Origin of the sequence: Methylobacterium dankookense (assembly GCF_902141855.1) — a bacterium.
In the GTDB taxonomy this organism is placed as follows: Bacteria; Pseudomonadota; Alphaproteobacteria; order Rhizobiales; family Beijerinckiaceae; genus Methylobacterium; species Methylobacterium dankookense.
Map to the genome: position 1 here is coordinate 22,811 of NZ_CABFVH010000030.1, position 18,250 is coordinate 41,060.

The following is an 18,250-nucleotide window of genomic DNA, read 5'->3' on the forward strand; positions in this document are numbered from 1 at the left end:
TTTGCCCGTTCCGCTCCGATCGAGCGGAGCCGATCTCAGAAGACGTGGATGCTGACGCCGGCCAGGAAGGTCTTCTCCTCGGAGCCCTGGACCGTCCGGGGGTCGTTGCCGAACTTGTTCAGCCAGTACTGGAAGCCGACGAAGGCATCGAGGCGGCCCGGCCTGTCCCAGATCAGCTTGCCCACATCGAGGACGAGGTTCGTGCGCGAGAGGAACTCGAGTTCGGTCTGCGCGCGGAAGCCGTCCCTGCCCTTGGGCAGGTTGATGGTGTTGAAGCCGGCGATGCTCAGCGGCAGACCGGTGAAGGCGAGCGGGAAGTTGTAGACCAGCTCGAAATGGGGGACCGGGTCGAACTCGACGCTGCGGAACGGCTCGGTGACGAAGCCGTTGCGGTTCCATTCCTTCTGCACGTAGACGCCGAGGTTGAGGAAGCCTGCGGGCACGTCGAAGGCGAAGACGGCGCCGGCGAGGAGCTTGCGCGTCTCGGGGCCGAACTGGACGTTCTTGGTCGAGAGATCGAAGCCGTAGCCGAACGAGATGTTCTTGATCAGGCCGCCCACCGTGAAGGTCTTCGTGCCGAAGACCTCGTTGCCGCCGAGCGTGCCGCGGTAGATGCCGTAGGCCTCGGTGGCGCCGTAATCGTACAGGTCGAAGCGCGGTGAGCCGGTCCCTGCCGGATCCTGGGACCCGGACTTCAGGATGTCCAGCGAGAAGAAGTTGGTGCCGTAGGCCCAGGCATCCGCGTGGGAGATGTTGAGGACGTTCTTCGGGATGGAGCGCCCGTCCAGGGAATTGCCGGCGCGGCCGCCGGTCACCCCGGGTTCTCGGGCGCTGGCCAGGAAGTAGTAGCTCACCTGCGTGTCGGAGAACAGGAAGAACGAGGGCGTTGCAGGGGGAGCGACGGGGGCCGCCTGCTTGAGGTCGGCAGCGCCCGCGCCGGCCGAGGCGATGACCATTCCGGCCGCAAGAGCCAGAGTTCGAAGTTTTCGTGACATGCCCACCTCTGCGAATTGAGACTTCGGAGATTGTTGTCTTGATTTATTGAGAGTCAAATCATTTTCTCTACAATCAATATTGCATTCGAGGGTCTTGCGCGCCCCGGCCAGATCCGTTGCGTCCGCGCCACAGGCGCCCGGGCCCTCTCCGTCGCCTCGAAAGGCTGGTCCGGCACCGGGACGCGCGCCGCGCCAAGGGTTTGGCGGTGCAATCCGCTCCCCGACGGTGCCGGGAACGGCTGCCGCCGCGCTGTTTCGCGGCGCCTCAGCGATCCTCGCGGGCATGGGCGAGACCCAGGGCCCGCGGCTCCAGCGAGCGGGAGCCGGAGCGGGTGCAGGTCCAGATCATGACGCCGAGGGTGGCGAGGTAGGGAATCATCCCCACGAAATACTGCGGCACCTGGATGCCGGCAGCGGCGACGCGGGGGATCAGGGCCTCGATCGCGCCGAACAGCACGGCGCCGGCCAGCGCCCGCCAGGGCTGCCAGCGCGCGAAGATCACCAGCGCGATGGCGATCCAGCCGCGCCCGCCGCTCATGCCCTCGATCCAGATCCGCGCGATGCCGACCGAGAGGTAGCCCCCGGCGAGCCCGACGAGGGCCGCCCCGGCGGCCGTCGCGCCGAAGCGCATGAGGCCGATGCTCACCCCGGCCGCGTCCGCCGCGTCGGGACCGTCGCCGACGGCACGCAGCCGTAGGCCGACCATGCTGCGCCCGAGGATCCAGGCGGCCAGGGCGAAGACGGGGACGGTGAGGTAGACGACCGCATCGTGCCGGAACAGGATCGGCCCGACGACGGGCAGCTCGGACAGGGGGCCGAAGGAGAGGGCGCTGAGGCCTCCGATCGGGCGGTTGACCCAGCCCTGCGTCGTGCCGACGAGGCCGGTCAGCCCCTGCGCCAGGAAGACGAGGCCGAGGCCGGCGATGACCTGGTTCACCCGCAGGGTGACCACGAGGAGCGAGAAGAGCAGCGACAGGGCCGCCCCGGCGGCCGCGGCGGCCGCGAGGGCGATGGCCGGATGATCGCCGAGGCCGAGGATCGCGCCGATGCCCGCGAGGGCGCCGACGAGCATGAAGCCCTCGGCCCCGAGGGAGAGCACGCCGGCCTTCTCGATCACGAGGAGGCCAAGGGCGGCGAGGGCGAAGGGCACCGCAAATTCCGGCACCGCCGCGAGCCAGTTGACGAGGAAGTCGATGAGCATGGCGCGCGCCTCAGGCAATCCACCGCAGACGGTGGCGGACGAAGAAGTCGGAGGCCGCCACGCAGAGGACGATCACCGCCTGGATGAGCTGAACCGCAGAGCCGGGGATCTGGTAGAAGACCTGCAGGCTCTGCCCCGCCACGAAGAGCACGCCCACGAGGGAGGCGGCGACGAGCACGCCGAGGGGGGTGTTGCGGGCGAGGAAGGCGATCAGGATCCCGGAGAAGCCGTAGCCGGTGGCGAAGGACTGGGTCAGCCGGTGCTCGGCGCCGGCGCAGATCACGAAGCCGGCCATCCCCGCGAGCGCACCCGAGAGCAGGGTCGCCGCCAGCACGGTTCCCGTCATCGGCAGGCCCAGCGCCCGGCCCATGCGCGGGTTGTCGCCGGCCACCCGCATCAGGAAGCCGACCCGGCTGCCGCCGACGAGCCAGGCGCCGGCAAGCACCAGGGCGAGGGCGAGGGGGAGGCCCCAATTGAGGTTCTGCCAGCCGATCTCGGCCAGCCGCTCGGAGGCGTCGAAAAGGGCGGAGTTCGGGAAGCTGGTCGCCGGGTCCCGCCAGGGGCCGTAGAGCAGGTGCAGCAGGAGGTTCAGCGCGACGTAGTTGAGCAGCAGCGTCGAGATGATCTCGTTGAGCCTGATCCGGAGGCGCAGCAGCACCGGCGCGAGCATCCAGGCCGCGCCCCCGAGTGCGGCGGCGCAGGCCATGAGGATGAGGCGGACCGGCTCCGGCCCGAGATCGGCGAGGGAGACCGCTGTGGCGAGGACGGCGCCGATGATCATCTGGCCCTCGAGGCCGATGTTCCAGAACCGGACCCGGAAGGCGAAAGCGGCGCCGAGCCCGACGATGGCGAGCGGCGCGGCCTGGATCAGCACCGCGGCGAGGCTCTCCGGGCTCGTCAGGATCGAGACCACGAATTCCTGCGCGAGGTCGGCGAGGCCGACGCCCGCGCCGACGAGGATCGCGCAGGCGCAGGCGATGCCGGCGGCGAGCCCGCCCGCGAGCGCTGCGGCCTGCAGGCGCGCCGAGGCGTGCTGACGGATCTCGACGCCGAGCCGGCCGCGCCGGCGGCGGCCGGGCGCGGTCGCAGCGGCGGCCGGGAGGGGCCGGTGGAGGGCGGGGCTGATCTCAGACATGGTGCACCATGGCTGCGCCGACGGCGTTGCGGTCGGCCGGGGTGTCGAACTCGGCGACGATCCGGCCGCGGCTCATGACGCCGACGCGGTCTGACAGGAGGAGCACCTCGTCGAGATCCTCGCTGATCAGGAGGATGGCGGCGCCCGCGTCCCGCGCCGCGCGCAGGCGCTGGTGGACGGCCCCCGAGGCGCGGACGTCGAGACCGCGCGATGGGCTGTGGGCCAGAACAACCCGGGGCGGGTCGGCGAATTCGCGGGCGACGACGAGCTTCTGGGCGTTGCCGCCCGAGAGCAGGCTCGCCTTCTGGCGGGGCGCGCGCACACCCTGCACGTCGAAGGCCCGGACCGCCTCGGCGGTGGCCGCGCGCACGGCGCGCCGGTCGAGCCGGAACCAGCTCCCGAACCGACCCGAGAGCACGGCGCCGGCCGCGTAGTTCTCGGCGACCGAGAGGCCGCCGGCCAGCGCGTAGGCGGAGCGGTCGGCGGGGATCGCGGCGAGCCCGAGGCCGCGACGCGCCCGGGTGGTCATCCGGCAAAGGTCCCCTGCCCCGTCGAGCTCGATGCTGCCGGCGCACGGCGCGCGCACGCCCATCAGGATCTCGGCGAGCTCGGTCTGCCCGTTCCCGCCGACGCCGGCGATGCCGTAGATCTCGCCCGCCCGCACGACGATGGTCGCGTCGGACAGGACCTGAAGGCCGTCGGCCCGGGTCCCGGCGAGGGCCGCAATCCGCAGGAGCGGGTCGCCGATCCGCTTGGCGGGCATCCGCTCCCGTTCCACCGAGGCGCCAACCACCAGGGCGGTCAGCTCGGGGAGCGAGAGCGCGTCGGGGTCGGCGCTCGCCACCGTCCGGCCGCCGCGCATCACGGTGACGCGGTCCGCGTGGCGCTTCACCTCGCCGAGCTTGTGCGTGACGAGCACCACGGCGCAGCCCTCCTCGGCCAGGCGGCGCATGGTCAGGAGCATCTGCTCCGCCTCGCGGTCGGTGAGCACGGCGGTGGGCTCGTCGAGGACGAGGATGCGCGCGCCCTCGACCAGGACCTTCAGGATCTCGACGCGCTGCTGCTCGGCGACCGACAGAAGGCCGACCGGCCGGTCGAGGTCGAGGGCGAAGCCCAGCGCCTCGCAGTGGCGCCGCACCGCCTCCTCGACGGCGCGCAGCCCGGCACCGTAAGAGGGCGGGCCTTGCGACAGGAGGATGTTCTCCAGCGCCGTGAAGGCCTTCACCAGCTTGTAGTGTTGGTGAACCATGCCGATCCCGAGGCGCTTGGCCGTGCGCGGGCCGTCGATGACCACCTCCGTGCCGTGGACGCGGATCTGCCCGGCATCGGGCCGGTAGAGGCCGACGGCCACGTTCATCAGCGTCGACTTGCCGGCGCCGTTCTCGCCGAGCAGGGCGTGGACCTCGCCCGGATAGGCGGCGAAGCTGGCCTCGGACAGGGCGCGGAAGCCGTCGAAGGCTTTCGAGACGGCGGTCATGTCGAGGGCGGCGCGCATGGGCAGTCGCGGCTCCGGCTGGGAAGACGGCGGGGAATGGGGCGCCGCCGGCAGGGCCGGCGGTGCGGGCTCAGGGGCTCAGCGCTGCGTGACGACGCCGGGCACGAACCAGTCCATCTTCCAGAGGTCGGCGTCAGAGAGCGTCGCGCCGGCCGCCACGCGCTCCTTGCCGTCGCGGTCGGCGAGCGGCCCGCCATAGACCTTCTTGCCGTCGATGATCGCCTGGCGCTCGGCCTTGACCCTGTCGGCGGCCTCCTTCGGCACGTCGGCCCCGCAGCAGGCGATGTCCGGCCCGCCATCCTTGATCGAGAGGAAGGCGCCGTAGGGGGACGGCTCCCAGGTGCCCGCGCCGATCTTCTTGATGGTCGGGATCAGGTAGCGGTCCCAGAACCACACGAGCGAGCAGACCGAGGCCTTGGGGGCGAACTCCTTCATGTCGCGGTGGTGGCCGGTGGCGTGGATGCCCTTCTCCTGCGCCACGATCTGTGGGGTCGGCGTGTCGACGTGCTGGCCGATCACGTCGATGCCCTGGCCGGCGAGCGCCTCGGCGGCGGCGCGCTCCTTGACTGGGTCGTTCCAGGAGCCCGTGTAGATCGCGGTGGTGGTCGCCTTCGGATTGATCTGCCGGGCGCCCATCTCGTAGGCGTTGATCGTCCAGTTGACGACGCCGAACGGGTTGGCGGCAACGAAGCCGAGCTTGCCCTCCTTGGAGACCGCCCCGGCGGCCATGCCGCAGAGATAATGCGACTCGTAGGTGCGACCGTAGAAGGATTCGAGGTTCGGGCCGTTGGTCGTGCCCGAGCCGTTCAGGAACGCGACCTTCGGATACTTCTCGGCGAGCTCCTTGAAGGCGTCGGAATAGCCGAAGGCGGTGCCGATGATGACGTTGTAGCCGCGCTTGATGAACAGCTCGACCGCCGGGCGGATCGCGCTCGCGCTCTCCTTGATGCCCTCGACCACGGCGATCTGGATGCCGAGCGCCTGCTCGGTGCGCACCCGGCTCTCCTCGAAGGCCTGGGACCAGCCGCCGTCGGTCCTGGGCCCGTACAGGACCATGGCGACCTTGGGCGTGCCCTCCGGCTTGAACGGGGCGGCGGAGGCGGTCTGGGCCTGGCCGGCGAGAGCCAGTCCGAGGGCCGCGCAGGTGGCAACGCGTCGGATCATGTGATGTCCCCTTGTCTTCGCCGGCCGTGGATCGGCCCGTTCTTCAGCGAATTCGTGCGTTGCCGCGGGCGCGCTCGCCCTCGGCGCATGCCGGTCCGGCCGCCGGACCGGCCGCGACGGCGCGCGCCCGGGGCGACGACAGCCTGATCTGTCTCCTGCGGCCGGCCGATACGGTCGGCGTCCGCTTCAATGCTGCCCGGTCGCAGACTTCGCGCGCCGGGCACGGCATCGGATTCTCGGTGGGCGTCGGACCGGCGGCCCGGCGCTCCTGAAGGCCGTGCGGGCCGCGGGCTCAGGTGCCCGCGACGGCGGCGTGAATCATGCTCGGGGTGATCGGCACATGCCGGAACGGGGCGCCGCCGAGGGGGCGCAGGGCGTCCTCGATGCCGGAGGCGACCACGGCGCCGACCGGGATGCAGCCGGCCTCGCCGACGCCCTTCACGCCGAGCGGATTGAGGGGCGAGGGCGTCTCGAGGTGGAGGATCTCCACCGGCGGCACCTCGGTGGCGTAGGGGATCAGGAAGTCGACGAAGTTCGCGTTGATCGGGTTGCCGTCCTCGTCGAACTCGATCCGCTCGTAGAGGGCGCCGCCGAAGCCCTGGGCGATGCCGCCCAGCACCTGTCCCTCGACGATGGTCGGGTTGATCATCGTGCCGCAATCGTGGACGCAGACGTAGCGTAGCACCTTGACCGCGCAGGTCACCGGGTCGACCTCAAAGAGGCCACCGTGCACGCCGTAGGCCCAGGTGGCGCAGGGCGGGCTGTAATAGTCGGTGGCCTCCAGGCCCGGATGCTCGCCCGGCCGCAGGGCCGGCCCGTCGTGGCGGCTCGCGGGCGCGAACTGGGTCGCGGCCTTGGCGGCCTCGTTGAAGGCGTAGCGCAGGGGGTTCGTGGCGGTCGCCACCGCCGCCAGCGAGACGTGGCGGTTCGTGCCGCGCACCCAGGCCGCCCCCTCGCGCAGGTCGATCGCCTCAGCGTCGACCTCGAGCATGTTGGCGGCGGCCGCGATGGCCTTGGCCCGCACGAGCGCGGCGGATTGGTGGATGGCGTTGCCCGAGACCACGGCGGCGCGGCTCGCGAAGGTGGCGACCCCCCAGTCGAAGGCCTTGGTGTCGCCCTCGACCACGATCACGTCCTCGACGGCCACGCCGAGCTGGTCGGCGACGATCTGGGCGAAGACCGTGTCGTGGCCCTGGCCCTGGCTGGTCAAGCCCGTGTTGACGTAGACCTTGCCGGTGATCGGATGCACCCGGACATGGCCGCCCTCGTAGGGGCCGAGGCCGGTCCCCTCCACGTAGAAGGCGAGGCCGAGGCCGAGATAGCGCCCCTGCCCCCGGGCGAGTTCCTGCTCCTCGGCGAAGCCGGCCGCGCCGAGGCGCTCGGCCAGCAGGGCGAGGGCCCGGTGGTACTGCCCGCTGTCGAGGCTCACCGGCAGGCCGTCGGCGAAGAGCAGGCCCGAGCGCAGGAGCGGGAATTCGTGGTCGGCCACGAGGTTGCGGCGGCGCACCTCGAACCGGTCGAGGCCGAGTTCCTCGGCGAGCTGGTCGAGGGCGCGCTCGATGGCGAAGGTCGCCTGCGGCCGGCCGCAGCCCCGGTAGGGCGTCACCGGCACCGTCGGCGTGTAGACGCAGCGGAACTCCACCTCGATGTTGGGGATCCGGTAGGCGCCGGCGATGGATGTCGAGGCCACCTGCGGGATGGCGATCCCGTAGGGGATGAAGGCGCCGGTATCGTGCAGGAAGAGGTCGCGCAGGGCGATCACCTCGCCTGTCCTGCGGGCGTGGAGCTCGATCTCGTGGATCTGGGTGCGTTCCTGCGAGGAGCCGATGAAGTTCTCGCGCCGGTCCTCGATGTACTTGACCGGGCGGCCGAGCGCCCGGGCCGCCATCGGCACCAGAAGCTCGTCGGGATAGAACTGGTAGACCTTCTGGCCGAAGCCTCCGCCGACGTCGGGGGCGACGACTCGGACCTTGTCCTCGTCGAGGCCGAGGATCGAGGCCAGCGCCCCGCGCACCGAGATCGGCGCCTGGGTGCCGTCCCAGACCGTCAGCTCGCCGGTGACGGCGTCGAACATTGCGGCGACCGCCCGGCACTCCATCGGCGCCGCGGTGGAGCGGTCGACCTGGACGCGGATGCGGGTGACGTGCTCGGCCTGCGCCATGGCCCGGGCGGGATCGCCCGAGACCTGCCGGAAATGGGCCGCGACGTTGTTGGGATGCGTCGCGTGGACCAGGGGCGCCCCGTCCATCACGGCGCGCTCCAGGTCGACCTCGACCGGCAGCGGGTCGTAATCGACGTCCACGAGGGCTGCGGCGTCCTCGGCGGTGTAGCGGTCCACCGCCACCACCATCGCCACCGGCTGGCCCACATGGAAGACGTCGCCGCGGGCGAGCGGGCGCTGCGTGCGCGGGTCGGTCATCGAGGGGTGCGGGATGAGCTGGGGCAGCTCGATGTCGAGCGCGCCGATCTCGTCACAGGTATAGACCGCGGCGACGCCCGGGTGCGCGCGGGCGGCGGCCGCGTCCACCGAGCGGATCCGCGCCCGGGCGAAGGGGCTGCGCACGAAGGCCGCGTGGAGCGGGCTCGGTAGCGGGATGTCGTCGACGAAGGAGCCCTCGCCGCGCAGGAGCTTGGGATCGATGTTGCGGCGGATCCGGGCGCCGAAGGAGCGGGTCGACACGGGCTGCCTTCCCCTCAGCGGAGCGCCAGGCGCGCGGCGGCCTGGCGGTAGGCCGCGACGATGCCCTGATAGCCGGTGCAGCGGCAGAGATTGCCCGAGAGCACGTCGCGGATCCCCTCCTCGGACAGGTCTACGGGCTCGCCGGATTCGAAATGGCTCAGGATGTTCATGATGAAGCCGGGCGTGCAGTAGCCGCATTGCAGGGCGTGGCAGTCGCGGAAGGCCTCCTGCAGCGGGTGCAGCGTGCCGTCCTCGGCGGCGACCGACTCGATGGTGCGGACCCGGCAGCCGGAGGCCTGCATGGCAAGCGTCAGGCAGGAGCGGGCCGCCACCCCGTCGATCATCACGGTGCAGGCGCCGCAGACCCCGTGCTCGCAGCCCACATGCGTGCCGGTGAGGCCGAGCTCGTGCCGCAGGAAGTCGGAGAGCAGGGTGCGGACGCTGACCTCGCGGGTCAACGCCTCGCCGTTCACGGTGAGGCTTACAGCAATCCTCGGGTCGGCGGAGACTTCCGGGAGCGGGCGCCTGATCTTGCCGCGGGACATGGCGGGGGATCCCTCTACTGGGCGCGGGACAGGGCGGCGGCGACCGCGCGCCGGAGGAGGCCGGCGAGGAGGTGGCGCCGGTAGGCGGTGGTGGCGTGGGCGTCGTCGGGCGCGGTGACTGAGTCGCGGGCGGCTTCGGCGGCGGCGTGCAGGGCGGCCTCGGAGAAATCGTTCTCGGCCAGGATCTTCTCGGCGAGGCGGAGGCGGACCGGTCGCGAGGCGATGCCGCAGGCGGCGAGCGCCACCGCGTGCGGGCCGCCTCGTCGGCGGCGGATCAGGGCGCCCACCGCGGCGAGGGCGTAGTCGCCGCGGCGGCGGGCGAATTCCTCGAAGGCCCAGCCGGTGCCGGGGGGCAGGACGGGGAAGCGGGCCTCGACCACGATCTCGTCGGGCGCGCGGGCCGTGGTCAGGTGGAACTGGAAGAAGGCGTCGGCGGCGATCTCGCGACGCCCCTGCGGCCCCTGCGCGACCACGCTCCCGTCCATCAGGACGAGCAGCATCGGCATCTCGGCGGCGGCGTCCGCGTGGCAGAGGCTGCCGACGACGGTGCCGCGGGTCCGGATCGGGATGTGCGCGACATGGGCCATCGCCGCGCGGATCAGCGGGTTCGCCCGCTGGACCTCGGGGCTCAGCTCCAGCGTGCGGTGGCGGACCATCGCCCCGACCGAGATCCAGCCGTTCGCGACCGAGAGCGCGTGCAGGCCCTCAACATGCTGGATGTCGACGAGGCGCCCGGGCGCGGCGAGCCGCAGGTTCAGCGCCGGAACGAGGCTCTGGCCGCCCGCCAACACCATCGCGGACGGATCGCCCGCCAGCAGCGCCACGGCCTCGTCGAGCTTCCGCGGAGCGGCGTATTCGAACAGCGACGGCTTCATCGGCAGCCCTCACGCAACCGTTGCAGGATGGCGTTCCGGACGCGGATTCCCCTCGGGAAGGACGGCTCCATCGGGCTGAATATCCACATGGTGAACATCATATCCTCAATGATGATACGACGAGGCCAAGGGCGTCAATCGGATTATTCCTATAATGAAATGATTTTTCTTGATAGGAACTATCGGTGCGAAGCCCGATCGGCGAACCCCGAAGCAGGAACCGTGCCGGATTGCCCGTTCGATGTAGATCCCGGAGCGCCAGACGGCCGGACCGACCGCCCGAATCCAGTATTGCGTCGGGAGATCCCAACGGTATCTGCGACGACGCGCAGGGCCTCTCGCGAGAGCATCTTTCGCGGAAGTGGTTGCCGGTTCCGCGAAAGAAAATGCGGCTCAATCAATGAGATGGACCATTTTCCGCGATCCAAGGATCATGGAAGATGGTCTGGACGGCCGTGCGGATGCGCCGGCCGAGCGGCCGAACGCGGAGTTCGGTCGCGATGATCCGCTGTCAGGCTTCGACGGCCGGGCCCGGGTCCGCGGGCACCGCGGCGATTCCGGCACTGGCCGCCCAAGCCGTGAGATCCTGCTTGCGGATCGCCGCCGCCATCATGTCGGGGAAGAGGTCCGGCGTGCAGGCGAAAGCCGGCACGCCGAGCGCCGCGAGCTTCGCCGCGAGCGCCCGGTCGTAGGCCGGGGCGCCCTCGTCGGAGAGGGCGAGCAGGGCCACCATCTGCACGCCCGAGGCCACGAGGCGCAGCGCGCGGGCCAGGAGCCCCGCCGTGACGCCGCCCTCGTAGAGGTCGGAGATCAGGACGAGGATCGTGTCCTCCGGCCGCGTGATGCGGGATTCGCAGTAGCCGACCGCGCGGTTGATGTCGGTGCCGCCGCCGAGTTGCACCGAGAACAGCACCTCGACCGGATCGTCGAGGGAATCGGAGAGGTCGACCACCTCGGTGTCGAACACCACGAGCCGGGTCGAGACTGCGGGCAGCGAGGCCATCACCGCGCCGAAGATGCTCGAATAGACTACGGAATTCGCCATCGAGCCGGACTGGTCGATGCACAGGACCACGTCCTTCAGCGAGCCGCGGCTCTTGCGGCCATGGCCGAGGCGCGTCTCCGGGATGATGGTGCGGTACTCCGCCTGGTAGTGGCGCAGGTTCGCCCGGATGGTGCGGTTCCAGTCGATCTCGGCATGGCGCGGGCGCCGGTTGATGCTCGCCCGGTCGATCGCCCCATTCACGGCCTGTTTCAGAGGCTCCTCGAGCTTCTTCAGCAGCGCGTCGACCACCTTGCGGACAACGAGGCGGGCCGTGGATTTGGTCCGTCCGCCGAGGAGGCCGCGCATCGAGATCAGCGTCGAGACGAGCGAGACGTCGGGCACGACCGCCTCGAGCATCTCGGGCTCGGTGAGCATGCGCTTCAGGTCGAGGCGCTCGAAGGCGTCGCGCTGCATCACCTGCACGACGGAGGCCGGGAAGTAGTCGCGGATGTCGCCGAGCCAGCGCGGCACGGAGGGCGCCGAGCTGCCGAGGCCGCCGCTGCGGTCGGAATCGTAGAGGGCGCCGAGCGCCCGGTCGAGGCGCTGGTCCCGCTCGGAGAGCGCACAGCCGGTGCCCTCGGCGGGACCGCCGCCGAGGACGAGGCGCCAGCGGCGCAGGCGTTCGGTCTCGGGCTCGCTCAACCGGCATCCTCCGTCGTCGCGGGCTCGGGCCCGAGGAGCAGGCGCAGGATCGGCAGCACCCGCGCGGCGCGCGCGGCGTCGAACATCGTGCCGACGCCCTCCGGCCCGCCGCCATCCGGCCGGGCCAGGGCCTCGCCGATCATCCGCCGCTCGGCCGGAGCGATCGTCGCGAAGGTCCGGCGCACCAGCGGCAGCAATTCGGTGAAGGCCTCCGCGTCGAGGCCGCAGAGCCAGTCGTCCACCACTGCGAGCAGGCCCTGCCCGTGGATCAGCGCGGTGCCGCTCTCCTCCAGGAAGCCCTCGATCCAGGCGGCCGCCGCCACCGCGCCCGCCGCGCGCGACAGGGCGCGGCGCAGGCGGTCCCCCGCCTCCTCCGTCGGAATCGCGCGGTCGTCGTAGAGCAGGCGCACGGCACGCCCAACCACGCGGCCATGGACGTGCTCCTGGTCGGCCAGGGCCCGCAGGGCCTCGTGCCAGATGTCCTTGAGCGCGGCCTCCTCCAGCAGGGCCACCGCCTGCGAGACGGCGACGATGCGGGCCTTGGCGGCGGCGGCGGCGTCGTCGTCGAGGCTCTGGCAGGCGGCCACCAGCCCGGCGGCGGCCCGCGGCACCAGCCCGCGCACCACGGCGAGGACCGGTGCGGTGTCTGACGAGCGCACCGAGCCGTAGCGGGCGAGCTCGGCCAGCGGCGGCAACGCCTCCATCAGGTCGAACACGTCCGCCGAGACCGCGGCGCGGTCGTCGAGAGCCTGCACCACCTCGGCCCCCGCCGCGGCGAGGTCGGCGTCGAGCAGGGTGGCGATCAGCCCGGCGAGCTCCGCGACGCGGGTCGCCCCCTGCGCCGTGGCGCGCACCCGCGCGGCGGCGGCCTCGGCCACCGTGCCGCCCTCGGCGGAGGCGGCGACCAGCTCCACCACCCATTCGGGCTGCCAGGCGAGGAACCAGCCCTCCTTGAAGGTGCCGCGCCCGCGCGCCTGCCGCCGGCTGCCCCAGGGGATGCCGATGAGTTGGAGCCGGTTGAGGAAATGGCTGCGGGCGAGGTCGGTCTCCTTGCGCAGGTCGAGGGTGATCTCGCCGGCATCCGCGCCGGGCTTGAGGCGCAGGCGCCGGCACTGCGCCTCGAAATCCGCCTCGACCGGGGTGCCGGGGCTGTCGGGCGGCGTGGCGCCGAGGCGCTCGCCGATGACGAGCTTGCGCCGGATCAGCGCCATCGGCGCCGGATCGGCGAAGCACAGGGTCGCCTGCGCCGCCTCGTCGAGATCCTCCAGCGAGGGCCGCGCCCGGCCGCGGAAGCCCGCCAGCGCCTCGGCGAGGCGGGCGGCCTCGATCACCGAGGCCGGCGAGGCGTCGAGATCGGCCGCGCGCAGGAGTGCGGCGGCCCGGGCGAGCCAGCGGGCGGCGACCCGGCCCTCATGGTTCCACAGGGTGTCGTACCATTCGGGCGAGAGCACCCCGGCGCGGTATCCGGAGGCCGTCGCCAGGCGCTCGTAGGACCAGGGCGCCCAGGCGCTGGCGACCTTGGTCTTGGGCAGGCCCTTCAGGGTGGCGGCATCGAGGCCCGCCTGGCCCCTCGCATCGTGGCGGGCGAGCGCCGGCACGTGCCAGGCGCCGCAGACCACGGCGATGCGCGCGAAGCCGTCCTTGGCCGCCCGGCGGATGGCGCCGCGCATATGCGCCTCGCGGGCCTCCTCGCGGAAGCGCTCGTCCGCGTCGGGCTCGGCCTGCTCGCGCAGAGCCGTCATCGCCTCGGCGATCGCCGCGAACACGTCGCCGTCCGCGCCGGCCCGGCTCTCCACGAGCGCGTCCCACCAGCGCTCGCCGTCCGGGAAGCCTGCGGCGGCGGCCAGCTCGCCGAGCGGGTCGCGGCGCAAGGCGGCGGGCGCCGTCGGCGGCTCCTCGGATGCATCCTGGGGCGCATCTTGGGGCGCATCCGGAGGGTCATCCGAGGGCGCTGTCCCGGCCGCCGAGGCGACGGGCTCCGCGTCGATCGGCTCGGCGCCCTCCGTCGCGTCGCCGGGCGGCCCGAACCCGTCCGCGAGCTGGATCGCGTGCGGCAGGTCGATGAAGCGCACGGGCAGGCCGGAGGCGAGCGCCCCCTGCATCGCCACCCATTCGGGCGAGAACGCCGCATAGGGGAAGAAGACGCAGTCGCGCGGCCGGTCCGGCCGGTAGACGAGGAGCGCGACGGGCGGCGCCATGCCCGCCTCGGCCGCGAGCGGGATCAGCGCCTCGGCATCCGGCGGCCCTTCGATCAGCAGGCAATCGGGCCGGAACGCGTCGAGGGCCGCGCGCAGCGAGCGGGCCGAGCCCGGCCCGTGGTGGCGGATGCCGAAAAGGCGGATCTCGGGCATCGGGGCGCCCCGTCAGGCGGTCTCGCGGGCGGCCCTGTAGAAGTCCTTCCAGTCCGGGCGCTCCTTGACCACGGTCTCGAGATATTCCCGCCAGACGATGGCGTCCTGCACCGGATCCTTCACCACCGCGCCGCTGATCCCGGAGACGAGGTCGTGCGCCGAGAGCCGGCCGTCGCCGAAATGCGCGGCCAGCGCCAGGCCGCTGCCGACGACGCTGATCGCCTCGGCGGTCGAGAGCGTGCCGGAAGGCTGCTTGACCTTGCTCTTGCCGTCCGCCGTCACGCCCTCCCGCAACTCGCGGAAGATCGTGACCACGCGGCGGATCTGGTCGGCGCCCGGGGGCTCGGCCGGGATCTCGAAGGCGCGGCCGAGGGAGGCGACCCGGGTCTCGACGATGGCGATCTCCGCCTCGATGGTGGCGGGCGGTGGCAGCACCACGGTGTTGAAGCGGCGCTTGAGCGCGCTCGACAGCTCGTTGACGCCCCGGTCGCGGTTGTTGGCCGTGGCGATCAGGTTGAAGCCCTTCTGGGCCGGCACCTCCGCGTTCAACTCCGGAATCGGCAGCGTCTTCTCGGAGAGGATGGTGATGAAGCTGTCCTGCGTCTCCGAGGGGATGCGGGTCAGCTCCTCGACGCGGGCGATGCGGCCCTCGTTCATGGCGCGCATCACCGGCGAGCCCACCACCGCCTCGCGGCTCGGGCCCTTGGCCAGCAGCAGCGCGTAGTTCCAGCCGTAGCGGATCGCCTCCTCGCTGGTGCCGGCCGTGCCCTGCACGATGAGCCGCGAGGTGCCGCAGATCGCCGCCGCGAGGTGCTCGCTGACCCAACTCTTGGCGGTGCCGGGCACGCCGAGCAGCAGCAGCGCCCGGTCGGTGGCGAGCGTCGCCACCGCGATCTCCATCAGCCGCCGGTCGCCGATATATTTCGGGCTGACCTCGAAGCCGGAAGGCAGGCGCCCGCCCATCAGGTAGGTGACCACCGCCTGGGGCGACATCTGCCAGTTCGGCGGCCGGGCCCTGTCATCGGCGGTGCGGAGCGCCGCGATCTCCTCGGCGAAGGCGTCCTCGGCGGCCTGACGCAGCTGCGCGGCCTTGCTCCCGTTCGTCGACGTCATCCTCGGGCGCTCTCCCCTGCGGTGATTGGCGGTCCGAATTCGCGCCGCATCGCGGCGCGCAGCTCCAGGGTCTCGGCGAGGCGGGCGACCTGGCCGCGCAGGCGCTCGTCCGCATCCTCGGGCAGGCGCGCGAGGATCGCGGCGGCGGAGGCCGCCTCGTCCTCGCCCGGGAAGGCCCGGTCGGCGAGGCGGTCGATCAGCCAGGTCTTGGCCAGCGCGTCGCGGTCGGCGCGGGGGCCGCGGGTCACGGCGGCGAGCCAGTCGAGATGGGCGGCGGTGAAGCGCGCGGAGAAGGCGGCCGGCCCGTGGCTGAGATGGGGGAGGACGATCTCGGCCTCGCCCCCCCGGAAGGCCTCCTCCACCAGCCGCTCCCAGTCCGGCGCGGGCAGGAGCGCCGCGGCCCGGGCCCATTTCTCGCGCAGCGGATTCGTGCGCCGGATGCCGGAGAGGCGGCCGGCATGGGCCTCGCCGAGCACCTCCGCCAGGGCACGGGCCCAGTCCGCATCGCGCTCGCGGCGGATGGCGGCGAAGAGGCCCTCGAAGACCGGGTCGGCCCACTCGCTGCGCAGCGCCAGCTCGATCCAGAGCCGCGGCGGGTGCTCGCCGAGGGCGTGGAGCGGGGCCGCCGCCAGGATCTCCTGCAGGAGCAGGGCCCGGGTGCCGCCGCCCTGCCGCGCGTAGGGGCGCGGCTCGACCCCGTCGCGGGCGAGCGTCGGCGATTCCTCGGGCAGGGTCACAACCAGCGTGTGCGCGGTGCCGCCCAGGAGCTTGGTCTTGGCCGTGACGGCGAGCGCTGCCGTCGCCCGAACCGCCATGCGGGAGGCGAGGAGCGAGCGGGTCAGGCTGGGCAGCAGGCGCTGCGCGGTGGCGCGCACGCCGGAGCTGCGGTCGTCGAGGCAGGTTTCGAGGAAGGGCGCGTCGGCCTCGGACAGGCCGACCTCCAGGGTGGCGACGAGGGTCTGGCGCATCTCCGCTTTCTCGGCCCGGAACCCGGCCTCCAGGGCCGCGCGGGCGGCCTCCGGATCGCGCATCCGGAAATCCGCGAAGGCGGCGCGCCGCTCGGCCGGCGTGCCCTCCAGCCAATCCGCGGACGGGGCGCCGTCCGCCTCGTCCGTCCCGTCGCCGCAGGCTCGGTCGAGCCAGGCGAGCTCGGCCCCGGCGATCCGCCCGACCGCCCCGGCGAGGTCGGAGCGGTGGCCGGCGAGCGCCGGCAGCAGCCAGGGCGGGGCGCGCGTTCCCGCGGTGGCGGCGAGGTCGCACCATTCCCGCAGCCGGTCGCGCCCGCCGCCCGCGAGCAGCAGGGCGAGGCGCGCGGCCGCGGCGGGCGGGCATTCGGGCCCCGCCGCCGCGCGGGGCTCGGCCGGCACCAGCACCTCGGCCGCGAAGCCCGATCCCGCGAGGTGATGGACGCCGTGGCCGGCGAGCCGCCCGAGCAGGGCGCCGCCCGGATCGGCCCCCGAGTCCACCTCGCCCCAGGGCGTCGCGGCGGCGCCGGCCGGCGCCCGGTCGGCGCCGAGCAGGGCGGCGGCGAGCGCCGTCTCCCAGGTATCACCGATCGTGTCGGCCCCGGTATCGGCCACGCCCATCAGGCCGCCCGCATTAGGATCGGGCGCGCATCCTGCGCCGGCACCGCGTAGAGCCGGCCCTCCGCCACCAGGGCGAGGGCATCGAGGCCGAACCCGTCATAGAGGCCGAACAGCCCGACCGGGCGGCCCGCGGCCACCGCCATCAGGGCCGGCAGGTGCGGGGCGGCCCGCAGGGGCAGGCAGCCGGTGGCGTCGCCCGCCGCCAGGGCGCTGCCATCGGCGAGGCGCCCGAGCCGCACGCCCGAGAGACGCAGCGGCCAGCGCTCCGTCCAAGGCGCGCGGGCGAGCGCCGCGGCGAAATGGTCGAGGGCCTCGGCGACGCTGCCGGTGCCCGGCAGGTCCGCGGAGGGAGAGGGTCCGGCACGGCCCTCGCGGAAGACGGCGCGCAGGGGCGGGTCGCCGGGGTGGAAGGCGAGCGCGCCGGTGAAGTCCTGGCCGGCGGGCGGGGCCGGCGGCAGCGGCGAGCCCGCCGTGCCGTAGTCGATCACCTGAGCCAGGGCGCCGGTCCCGCGCCCGACGAGCCAGACGCTGCGCGCGGTGAGCTTGTCCTCCTCGTCCACCGCCTGGGCGAGCACGGCCCAATCGTCCGTCCGGTCGGGCCGAGCCGCCATCTCCTCGGCGGTGACGGGGTAGCCGATCGCGGCGCGTACCCCCGCCGCCTGTTCGGGCTCCAGGGCGTCGAGGCGCCGCGCGGCCCGGACGAGGAGCGCGATCCGGCCGAGCCCGAGGGCGAGGGCCGCCTCCGGCCGTGCCGCGCCGGGCCGGGCGCCCGCGGCGACGAGGCCGGGCAAGGCGCGCACCCGGCGCGCGAGGCCCGGGGCCTGCCCGTCCACGAGGCGGCCGGCCATGCGGTCCCAGAAGGCGTAGGGCTCGCCCCACACGCTCGCGAGGCCGCGCCGCATCAGGTCGCGCAGCCAGAGGTCGAGTTCGTCGAGGGAGGCCGCGACGCGCTCCTCCCGCGCCTGCCGGCGCTTGGCCTGGGCCTTCTCGTCGACGGGCTTGGCCGGCTCGCGGGCCTTGGTCTCGGCCGCGGCGCTGCGGCTCTCCCGGCCCTTCGCCCAGGCCGCCACCCAGTCCGGCTGCTCGGCCTCGGCGAGGGGCGCGCCGGCATCGACCAGCATCAGCCCGAGGGCGTGCTTGCAGGGGAACTTCCGGCTCGGGCAGGTGCATTTCGAGGCCGGGCCGGACAGGTCGGCGACCGTGCGGTAGGGCGCCGCCCCGCTGCCCTTGATCTCGCCCCAGATCACCGGGCCGCTGCGCCCGAGCCCCGCCCATTTCGCCGGCTTCGCCTGGTCCTGGCCGGCCTTGCGGCTCGACGCGTCCGGCGCGAGATCGAGAATCTGGGCTGTGGTCAGGCTCATGCGGGGGGACGCTGGGCTCCTGATTCGGCAGTTGGCCAGAGCATTTAGAAGATCTGTCCGGC

General features: G+C 72.9%; 13 protein-coding genes. All 13 read right to left on the reverse strand.

What is annotated here, in order from left to right:
• Nucleotides 1-35: 35 nt before the first annotated feature.
• Complete coding sequence (locus tag MTDSW087_RS19780; protein ID WP_144766622.1) at nucleotides 36-995, reverse strand: hypothetical protein; 960 nt, start codon at nucleotides 993-995, stop codon at nucleotides 36-38.
• A 265-nt stretch (nucleotides 996-1,260) separates the two neighbouring features.
• Nucleotides 1,261-2,196 (reverse strand): ABC transporter permease, encoded by a 936-nt coding sequence (locus tag MTDSW087_RS19785; protein WP_144766623.1) that lies wholly within the window; start codon nucleotides 2,194-2,196, stop codon nucleotides 1,261-1,263.
• Nucleotides 2,197-2,206: 10 nt separating this feature from the next.
• Nucleotides 2,207-3,331 (reverse strand): ABC transporter permease, encoded by a 1,125-nt coding sequence (locus MTDSW087_RS19790; RefSeq protein WP_144766624.1) that lies wholly within the window; start codon nucleotides 3,329-3,331, stop codon nucleotides 2,207-2,209.
• Nucleotides 3,324-4,826 (reverse strand): ABC transporter ATP-binding protein, encoded by a 1,503-nt coding sequence (locus MTDSW087_RS19795; RefSeq protein ID WP_144766625.1) that lies wholly within the window; start codon nucleotides 4,824-4,826, stop codon nucleotides 3,324-3,326. The genes MTDSW087_RS19790 and MTDSW087_RS19795 overlap by 8 nt, the downstream gene beginning before the upstream one ends.
• A gap of 78 nt (nucleotides 4,827-4,904) precedes the next feature.
• Nucleotides 4,905-5,990 (reverse strand): BMP family ABC transporter substrate-binding protein, encoded by a 1,086-nt coding sequence (locus MTDSW087_RS19800; protein WP_144766626.1) that lies wholly within the window; start codon nucleotides 5,988-5,990, stop codon nucleotides 4,905-4,907.
• A 292-nt stretch (nucleotides 5,991-6,282) separates the two neighbouring features.
• Nucleotides 6,283-8,670 (reverse strand): aerobic carbon-monoxide dehydrogenase large subunit, encoded by a 2,388-nt coding sequence (gene cutA / locus MTDSW087_RS19805; protein WP_144766627.1) that lies wholly within the window; start codon nucleotides 8,668-8,670, stop codon nucleotides 6,283-6,285.
• A 14-nt stretch (nucleotides 8,671-8,684) separates the two neighbouring features.
• Nucleotides 8,685-9,215: a (2Fe-2S)-binding protein gene (locus tag MTDSW087_RS19810; RefSeq protein WP_144766628.1), complete on the reverse strand. Its 531-nt coding sequence runs from the start codon at nucleotides 9,213-9,215 to the stop codon at nucleotides 8,685-8,687.
• A 14-nt stretch (nucleotides 9,216-9,229) separates the two neighbouring features.
• On the reverse strand, nucleotides 9,230-10,090 hold the full coding sequence (locus MTDSW087_RS19815) for an FAD binding domain-containing protein (RefSeq protein ID WP_144766629.1): 861 nt from the start codon (nucleotides 10,088-10,090) through the stop codon (nucleotides 9,230-9,232).
• Between the two features lie 511 nt (nucleotides 10,091-10,601).
• Nucleotides 10,602-11,777 carry a vWA domain-containing protein gene (locus MTDSW087_RS19820; protein ID WP_144766630.1) on the reverse strand — a complete coding sequence of 392 codons (1,176 nt, stop codon included), beginning with the start codon at nucleotides 11,775-11,777 and terminating at the stop codon, nucleotides 10,602-10,604.
• The gene (locus tag MTDSW087_RS19825) at nucleotides 11,774-14,128 is read right to left on the reverse strand and encodes a DUF5682 family protein (protein ID WP_144766631.1); all 2,355 of its coding nucleotides are present in this window, start codon (nucleotides 14,126-14,128) and stop codon (nucleotides 11,774-11,776) included. Before MTDSW087_RS19825 ends, MTDSW087_RS19820 begins: the two co-directional genes overlap by 4 nt.
• Nucleotides 14,129-14,140: 12 nt before the next feature.
• Nucleotides 14,141-15,241 carry an ATP-binding protein gene (locus tag MTDSW087_RS19830; protein WP_144766632.1) on the reverse strand — a complete coding sequence of 367 codons (1,101 nt, stop codon included), beginning with the start codon at nucleotides 15,239-15,241 and terminating at the stop codon, nucleotides 14,141-14,143.
• A complete protein-coding gene (locus tag MTDSW087_RS19835) occupies nucleotides 15,238-16,827 on the reverse strand; it encodes a DUF5691 domain-containing protein (protein ID WP_144766633.1) in 1,590 nt (529 codons plus the stop codon). Before MTDSW087_RS19835 ends, MTDSW087_RS19830 begins: the two co-directional genes overlap by 4 nt.
• Nucleotides 16,827-18,188 (reverse strand): SWIM zinc finger family protein, encoded by a 1,362-nt coding sequence (locus tag MTDSW087_RS19840; RefSeq protein ID WP_144766634.1) that lies wholly within the window; start codon nucleotides 18,186-18,188, stop codon nucleotides 16,827-16,829. The genes MTDSW087_RS19835 and MTDSW087_RS19840 overlap by 1 nt, the downstream gene beginning before the upstream one ends.
• Nucleotides 18,189-18,250: the final 62 nt, after the last annotated feature.

What these genes read in the sequence shown, in the direction of transcription:
- MTDSW087_RS19790 (WP_144766624.1), bottom strand. Translation starts at nt 3,331, where the DNA reads ATGTCTGAGATCAGCCCCGCCCTCCACCGGCCCCTCCCGGCCGCCGCT.
- MTDSW087_RS19815 (WP_144766629.1), bottom strand. Translation starts at nt 10,090, where the DNA reads ATGAAGCCGTCGCTGTTCGAATACGCCGCTCCGCGGAAGCTCGACGAG.
- MTDSW087_RS19810 (WP_144766628.1), bottom strand. Translation starts at nt 9,215, where the DNA reads ATGTCCCGCGGCAAGATCAGGCGCCCGCTCCCGGAAGTCTCCGCCGAC.
- MTDSW087_RS19780 (WP_144766622.1), bottom strand. Translation starts at nt 995, where the DNA reads ATGTCACGAAAACTTCGAACTCTGGCTCTTGCGGCCGGAATGGTCATC.
- MTDSW087_RS19835 (WP_144766633.1), bottom strand. Translation starts at nt 16,827, where the DNA reads ATGGGCGTGGCCGATACCGGGGCCGACACGATCGGTGATACCTGGGAG.
- MTDSW087_RS19795 (WP_144766625.1), bottom strand. Translation starts at nt 4,826, where the DNA reads ATGCGCGCCGCCCTCGACATGACCGCCGTCTCGAAAGCCTTCGACGGC.
- MTDSW087_RS19830 (WP_144766632.1), bottom strand. Translation starts at nt 15,241, where the DNA reads ATGACGTCGACGAACGGGAGCAAGGCCGCGCAGCTGCGTCAGGCCGCC.
- MTDSW087_RS19785 (WP_144766623.1), bottom strand. Translation starts at nt 2,196, where the DNA reads ATGCTCATCGACTTCCTCGTCAACTGGCTCGCGGCGGTGCCGGAATTT.
- MTDSW087_RS19825 (WP_144766631.1), bottom strand. Translation starts at nt 14,128, where the DNA reads ATGCCCGAGATCCGCCTTTTCGGCATCCGCCACCACGGGCCGGGCTCG.
- MTDSW087_RS19800 (WP_144766626.1), bottom strand. Translation starts at nt 5,990, where the DNA reads ATGATCCGACGCGTTGCCACCTGCGCGGCCCTCGGACTGGCTCTCGCC.
- MTDSW087_RS19840 (WP_144766634.1), bottom strand. Translation starts at nt 18,188, where the DNA reads ATGAGCCTGACCACAGCCCAGATTCTCGATCTCGCGCCGGACGCGTCG.